Genomic DNA, 6,666 nt, shown 5'->3' with positions numbered 1-6,666 from the left:
ACCATTCTATTTTGAAAATCAGGGTATTCAAAGAACGGGCAGAGGCAGAATGAACAGACTTTTATTCTCCTCTGCTTTTCTTTGAAAATAACTTCTTATTTTCAGGGTGCAAAGTAAAGACCCGTCCTACGTGCAACTCATAGAACATTACCTCACTACCAACCCCTTAGAACACCTCCGCGTATGCCAAAACTCTTTCCTTGCATACGGAGCGTTTTTCGCCAGCAACGGGGGGGGGAGAGAAACGGTCAAAAAAGTAGAAAAGTACATTAAAAACGCCGATAAATACATAGAAAGCATATACAAAGAGTACCCCGACAGCTTCTTTCATTACCCTGAAACCCGTTACACTATCGCCAAGGTAATACAAGCCCACCTACACGGCAATGAAAAGCAAGTAGTGAGCATTGCCGAGGCTGCTCTCAATCGCAACCTGATCGCCAAACCTCTACACGTTTTTGGCGAATACTTCCATACCCCCGATATACTCATTTCCAAACTCTGCAACGCCCTCATTTGGATGGGTAGAATAGATTTTGCTATAGAAATTTACAACAGCTTTAGTGAAGAACTATTCCTGTCAGAAGACCCAGTAGAACATCAATCCAAAAATTTCGTCTATGAACGCGATACCAATTTCGCAGCACAAACTGTTGAAATGCTCCATCTTTTTGACGATAGCATTCCTCTTTTAGAGTCGAGACGACAACCCCATTGGAAAACACAATATTATGAAGAAATACAACAATACCTCATTGCCCTAAAACGCACCAAGAAAACCAAACTTTCCCAACGTCACGCCATAAAGGAACAATTACAACAATTAGCCAAAAAACTCAATTATGGCATAGTAGATAACATCATCAAAATCTTCTCCTGATTCTACTAAATACAAATAGAAAAGGCTGCCCAAAAGTTCCGAAGAACCCCCAAGCAACCCTTTCTTCCCCCGTGGAGTCGGAGAGAATCGAACTCTCGTCCAAATAAGCCATCAAAAAGCTTTCTACATACTTAGTTTTTGTTTCATTTTCTTCGTAAAGCTGACCAAAAACCGCCCACTTTACGCCTAGCCTCCTCTATTCACGAACCCTTAGCAGAAGCTTACCGCAGGCTCAATGTTGACTTTTATGGTGCCTCTGTACAAAACGCCGTCAACAAGGGCTTTTTAGAGACATCTCGCCTCCCTACCTGTAGGGATATAGCTTAAAATCCTACTATTACTTCAGATTAAGCAGCAAGAGCGTAGTTATTCTCGCCATTTAAACTTTTGAAATAGATTTTATCGAGCATTCATTTCACAGCTCGGTATGCTTACTCTTCAATGTCACTTACTGTCAAAACCGGTCGACCCCAAGTGTCATTTTTACGCTGCAAAAGTACAAAAACTTTTTTAATCAACACTATTTTTTATCAACTTTTTTTTCTTCACCTTCTATCAGCCGTATATAAGCAGCCCTGCTTACAGGTTCATAACTATCAGCTTCACCCAGCATACGTTGCTCATTATTAGCCACTTTTCTATAACTGTAGTGTGCCAAATTCCCCGTATGCGTACACACAGCGTGCACTTTAGTAACATATTCTGCTGTAGCCATTAAGTTTGGCATCGGCCCAAATGGTCTCCCTTTATAGTCCATATCCAAACCCGCAACTATCACCCGCACCCCTCTGTTAGCAAGAGCATTACACACATTCACTATCTCATCGTCAAAAAATTGCGCCTCATCTATTCCCACCACATCACAACCATCGGCAAGCAACAGTATACTCGCTGCCGCCTCCACAGGAGTAGAGGGTATCTCATTGGCATTGTGCGATACAATGTTAGTGTCGTCATAACGAGTGTCAAACGAAGGCTTGAATATCTCTACCCGTTGCTTGGCAAATTGTGCCCGCCGCAACCGCCTTATCAATTCCTCTGTCTTCCCCGAAAACATCGAACCACATATCACCTCTATCCACCCCGATTTTTCGGCATTATTGATTGTATTTTCTAAAAACATCAGCTCTAAAAAGTATATAATACACCTACCCCCAATAACTGCTTAAACTGCGTCCTTGCCCCATAAGAATGTGTTACGCCTGCATTGTCTTTATAGCTCTCAAACTTCACATCGTCATCATATTTTATATGCAACCCAATACGTGCTTGTACATAGTTGTTCACCTTCAGGTTCAAGCCCGTCTCCCAGTCTATATCTATATTCCCAAAGTTCTTCAAATAATCACCGTACAGCGTGAAATTCGTGTTCAAATCCATATTCTCCATCAGCTTTTTATCCCACCTGCCCGATATTGAAAAACCCAGTTCCGAATTGGTTCGCTTGCCTTGTTCTACCCCAAAAGCCCCCTGTTCCGATAGTGCCTTATTTAGCACCACAGTCGTTTTTAGCGTCATAGGCGATAGAAATAAATTGAGCTTTATCCGTTGTGGCGCATATTCCGCCCCCAAACCAAAAGTAATATAGGCAGGCGCAAATAATTTTGAAATAGGATGATCCGTATCAGGGTATTTATATCCGTTACTCATCTGTGTAAGCAGCTGGTAACGAGCTGTATAGTACCAATATGATTGAGTGTTCCCCCTATAGCCAAACGATGATACAATCAAAAACTTATCGTCCGTTTTTCGCAATTCTCGTCCCGTTTGTGCATTGATACCATAATCAATCTCCAATATATTATCCCAAAAAAAAGTACGTTCGTTGTACCGTCTCCTAAAACGCCCCGTCATAAGCCCCGATACCGAGTTTTCACCTCCAGCACTCCAGTTAGAGAACGCCACCTCACTCATATTCAGCGTAACTTGGTTAAATTTAAACCATTTTTCCTCCGCACGCTTCATTCGGTTAAATGTCAGTCGTATTGTAGTAGTATCTTTAGGCATCTTTATAGGCTCCACCTTTGCAGATACTATCTGAGCCTTAGCCTTGCGTACTTGTGCCAAAGCCGTAACACTACATAGTAACAATGCTACCAATATCCATTTTCTCATCACTCATTACCATCTAATAATCGCACTTGCCCACGTAAAACCACTACCAAAAGCAGCCAATACCACCACATCGCCTTCTTTTATTTTGCCTTCACCCACTGCCTCAGCCAAAGCAATAGGCACCGATGCCGCAGTAGTATTACCATATTTCATAATGTTGTTATATACCTGTGCATCACTTAGTTTAAATTGGTGTTGTACAAATTGTGAGATACGCAAGTTCGCTTGGTGAGGCACCAGCATATCAATATCGCCTACTGTCAGCCCATTAGCCTCCAATCCTTCATTGATAACCTCTGCAAGGCGCACTACCGCATTCTTAAATACAAACTGACCATTCATATTAGGGTAGTACGACACATCGTCAGGGTCGTTTTCAGCCAATATTTCAGGCACCCATTTAGTGCCCACACCTGGGGCTATCATTGCCAAGGCATCAGCATAAGCACCTTCGCTGTGCAGGTGAGTAGATAAAATCCCGTTTTCACCTTCCGAGCGCGATACCACCGCTGCACCAGCTCCATCGCCAAATAATACCGCCATATTACGCCCTCGCGTGCTCATATCAAGCGCAGGCGATTGCGTTTCCGAAGCTATCACAAGTATATTGCAGTACATTCCCGTTTTTATATATTGGTCAGCTACCGATAGTGCATATAAAAATCCCGAACATTGGTTCCTAATATCCAATGCACCCACCGTTTTTAGTCCCAATTCCTTTTGTACCAATACCCCACAACCAGGGAAATAATAATCCGGACTTAAAGTAGCAAAAACAACAAAATCCACTTCCTCTTTGCTTACGCCCGCAGCCTCCAACGCTTTCAAAGCTGCTTTAGCACCCATCGTAGTTGTGGTATCTGTACCTTTCACCACGTGTCGCCTTTCTTTGATGCCCGTGCGCTCTTGTATCCAAGCGTCACTCGTGTCCATCAATTTCGATAAATCATCATTAGTTACTACATTTTCAGGCACATAGTAACCCAAACCCTTTATTTTTGAACGATACATAACTCTTTAGTTTTTAGTGATTAGCCCGTGCGGCTCGTACCTTAAATATACACTTCCAATAATTCCACACCGTTACTTTTTACCACCAATTGCTCTAAGCACGCAGGGAAAAGCACAGTTTCACCCTGAGCAATCGACACTTCAGTAGAGCCGTCGCTCAGTACAGCACTACCTTTCACACACATATAAATATGGAAAGAATCATCAGCTGCCAAGTTCTTCTTGAAATCACCGTTCAATTTCAAGTAATTAGTAATAAAATACGGACATTTAGCCACGTTATTCACTTGGTTTTCAGTGCGATTGTATTGTAGTTTGAAGTCGTTTTTGCGCTCGTAGTCAATAGCGTCAAGGGCGAGTTCGGTGTGCAGTTCTCGTAAGTTGCCATTTTTATCACGTCTGTCAAAGTCATACACGCGGTAAGTAATATCGCTTGTTTGTTGTATTTCAGCAATCAAGATACCCTTTCCAATAGCGTGTATTTTTCCAGTGTTGATAAAGAAAGCATCACCATCATTCACTTTTTCGTAGTTCAGCAGCTCAGTAAGTTTGCCACTGCTCAAGTACTCCTGATAAGTTTCCTTGCTCACACTGCGGTTGAAGCCTACAATCAAGCTAGCATCAGGTTCAGCGTGCATTACATACCACATTTCAGTTTTTCCAAACGAGTTATGGCGTTCTTTAGCAAGAGCATCGTTAGGATGTACCTGTATTGATAAATCCTCGCGAGCATCAATAAATTTAATTAAAATAGGAAAATCCTTCCCAAATCTATCGTGTACGTGTTTGCCTAAAAGTTCATTAGGGTATTCAGCAATCAAATCGTTTAGGCTTTTGTCTTTCAGAGCCCCATCAGCTACTACCGAAATATCACCAGGCACCCCCGATACCTCCCAGCTTTCACCTGTAGTATCACTCACTATAGGCTTGTTAAATAACGTTTTCAGTTGTTGCCCACCCCAAATACGTTCTTTGAGAATAGGCTTAAATTTTATTGGATACATTTTAGTAATGTTATTAATGAGTTGCAAAGTTACAAAATAATTTTCAATTCCTAAAACTTTTATAAATTTGTTTAGGTCAAAATATAGAAAAAATAATTTGATTAATGACAGATTAGAGAAAAGTGAGAGTGTTGTAAATAATTTTTTCGTAGGAAATTGATATTTATAACATTATATATTAATAATTATTTTGTATCTTTGCAGTTCAAAAGAATAGAAGTATGAATGCAATAACAATACAAGCAACAGTTAATGAGGTGGATTTTCCTATGATCCAAAATTTCTTTAAGAAGCTAAAAATAGAAACTACTATTTTAGATAAAAAAGAAGATAATACTACTATGACACAAGAGAACTTTTTTACAATGATAGATGATGCTAGAGCTAGTAAAAAAATAAAAGCTTCTAAACAAGAGCTTTTAGATATGCTTTATGAATGATGATGAATAAAAAAGAAGCTGTCCAAAAAGCCTTTAATAGTACAATTGTGCCACACAAACACTACTTTTTTTGGACAGCTACTTCATCAATTAGGAAAACATCTCTTTTACTTTTTCAAAAAACGACTTCTCACACTTGTCAGGCTTAGGATTGAAGTTCTCATTATTTTGCATTTCTTTGAAAAAATTCTTTTGTTTATCAGTAAGGTTTTTCGGTGTCCATACATTCACGTGTACAATCAAGTCGCCAGTAGTATGGTTTTGCAAACTCGGCACCCCTTTGTTGCGCAAACGCAGTATTTTACCCGATTGTATCCCTTCTTCCAATTTTATACGCACCTTGCCCGTAACAGTTTCTATCTCTTTGCTAGCCCCCAATACCGCATCAGGGAAGCTGATGTATAAATCGTAATGCAAGTTATCACCTTCGCGTTTTAGAGTAGGGTGTTCTTCTTCTTCTATCACCACCAATAAATCACCAGGAACACTGTTTTTCACAGGAGCCTCATTTCCTTTGTTAGCCACTTTTAGTTGGATACCATTCATTACCCCAGCAGGAATATTGATAGGAATAGTTTCCTCTACCGTTTTCATCCCTTGGCTATCAGTATCTTTGCCTCGTTTATCAATAATTTCCCCAGCACCGCCACATTTGGGACAAGTCGTTGCTGTTTGTATCACACCAAAAGCAGTATTCATTTGCTGAACCGTCTGTCCGCGCCCTTGGCAAGTAGGGCAAGTATGATAGGTTGTATCTTCGCCTTTCACTTTACGGCGTACTTTTATCTTTTTCTCTACCCCCTTTACAATCTCTTCCAAGGTAACTTTCACACGTATGCGAAGGTTATCACCTTTCACATAAGACTGTGTTTGACCGCCTCCAAAGCCCCCAAAGCCTCCGAAGCCACTAAATCCCGAAAAATGACCACCAAAAAGGTCACCAAAACGCTCAAAAATATCTTCCATTGTAGCACCGCCACCACCCATACCACCTTCAAAGGCAGCGTGTCCATAGCGGTCATAAGTAGCGCGTTTATTTTCATCGCTTAGCACCTCGTAAGCCTCTGCAGCCAGCTTAAAATTCTCTTCTGCCTCTTTGTCGCCAGGGTTCTTATCTGGGTGATATTTAAGTGCTTGCTTTCTATATGCTTTTTTTATTTCAGCAGTCGTAGCTGTTTTGGAAATCTCTAATATTTCGTAATAATCTCTTTTCATC

The 6,666-nt window shown here is 40.8% G+C and carries 7 protein-coding genes and 1 other RNA gene; 2 read left to right on the top strand and 6 right to left on the bottom strand.

Annotated elements, in window-relative coordinates; translation table 11 throughout:
- Positions 1-106 precede the first annotated feature (106 nt).
- Positions 107-880, top strand: a complete 774-nt coding sequence (locus tag J4N46_RS04300) for a hypothetical protein (RefSeq protein ID WP_208058276.1) — start codon at positions 107-109, stop codon at positions 878-880.
- Between the two features lie 69 nt (positions 881-949).
- Here the strand turns inward: J4N46_RS04300 and ssrA are convergent.
- The 5 genes from ssrA to J4N46_RS04275 form a co-directional block, all read right to left on the bottom strand.
- Positions 950-1,352: a transfer-messenger RNA gene (gene ssrA, locus J4N46_RS04295) on the bottom strand.
- A 48-nt stretch (positions 1,353-1,400) separates the two neighbouring features.
- Positions 1,401-2,003 carry a thymidine kinase gene (locus J4N46_RS04290; RefSeq protein WP_009415063.1) on the bottom strand — a complete coding sequence of 201 codons (603 nt, stop codon included), beginning with the start codon at positions 2,001-2,003 and terminating at the stop codon, positions 1,401-1,403.
- A 5-nt stretch (positions 2,004-2,008) separates the two neighbouring features.
- Positions 2,009-2,995 (bottom strand): DUF3078 domain-containing protein, encoded by a 987-nt coding sequence (locus tag J4N46_RS04285; protein WP_208058275.1) that lies wholly within the window; start codon positions 2,993-2,995, stop codon positions 2,009-2,011.
- 6 nt (positions 2,996-3,001) lie between these two features.
- Positions 3,002-4,006 carry a 3-oxoacyl-ACP synthase III family protein gene (locus tag J4N46_RS04280; RefSeq protein WP_208058274.1) on the bottom strand — a complete coding sequence of 335 codons (1,005 nt, stop codon included), beginning with the start codon at positions 4,004-4,006 and terminating at the stop codon, positions 3,002-3,004.
- A 41-nt stretch (positions 4,007-4,047) separates the two neighbouring features.
- Entirely contained in the window at positions 4,048-5,010 is a 963-nt protein-coding gene (locus tag J4N46_RS04275) for a type I phosphomannose isomerase catalytic subunit (RefSeq protein ID WP_009415060.1), read from the bottom strand.
- 221 nt (positions 5,011-5,231) lie between these two features.
- Here J4N46_RS04275 and J4N46_RS04270 point away from each other — a divergent pair, with 221 nt between their 5' ends.
- On the top strand, positions 5,232-5,450 hold the full coding sequence (locus J4N46_RS04270; protein WP_208058273.1) for an antitoxin: 219 nt from the start codon (positions 5,232-5,234) through the stop codon (positions 5,448-5,450).
- Between the two features lie 90 nt (positions 5,451-5,540).
- Here the strand turns inward: J4N46_RS04270 and dnaJ are convergent, their stop codons facing one another.
- Positions 5,541-6,665, bottom strand: coding sequence for a molecular chaperone DnaJ (gene dnaJ / locus J4N46_RS04265; RefSeq protein WP_208058272.1), 1,125 nt, complete (start codon positions 6,663-6,665; stop codon positions 5,541-5,543).
- Position 6,666 lies beyond the last annotated feature (1 nt).

The organism is Capnocytophaga bilenii (assembly GCF_017565765.1).
GTDB classification, from domain to species: domain Bacteria; phylum Bacteroidota; class Bacteroidia; order Flavobacteriales; family Flavobacteriaceae; genus Capnocytophaga; species Capnocytophaga bilenii.
The sequence above is the reverse complement of the archived record's forward strand: the minus strand, read 5'-3'. Positions and strand labels throughout refer to the sequence as shown.